The 314-nt window shown below is 68.2% G+C and carries 1 pseudogene; it reads left to right on the forward strand.

Features of this window, described 5'->3' with window-relative positions:
- Positions 1–92 precede the first annotated feature (92 nt).
- A pseudogene (locus tag EN852_RS38295) lies at positions 93–314 on the forward strand (FAD-dependent oxidoreductase); the annotation flags it as partial.

The following is a 314-nucleotide window of genomic DNA, read 5'->3' on the forward strand; positions in this document are numbered from 1 at the left end:
CAGATGCATCTCACTATCCTGTGGTGTAGCCGGTAGCAAAGCGCGGTGAACCCTTGATTAAACGAGCACGGTCAACGCCCCAAAGCCCATGCCTGGCGGGCCTCTCCGTGCTGGTGCTGGAGCAGGCCGAGCATCCCAGCTCGCCGCTCAAGCGGCTGCCTTTCGGCATGCGCGGCCTTTCGGCGCCCACCATCGAAGCGTTCCACCGTCGCGGCCTGCTCGGCGGCATCGCCGCGCCGCAACCGGTGGGCGGCAATGTTTCGGCCGCCGCGCACTGGATGCAGCAGGCGCGCCGTCCCGGCGGCCATTTCGCC

It is taken from the genome of Mesorhizobium sp. M2E.F.Ca.ET.209.01.1.1 (genome assembly GCF_004010375.2).
Classification (GTDB): domain Bacteria; phylum Pseudomonadota; class Alphaproteobacteria; order Rhizobiales; family Rhizobiaceae; genus Mesorhizobium.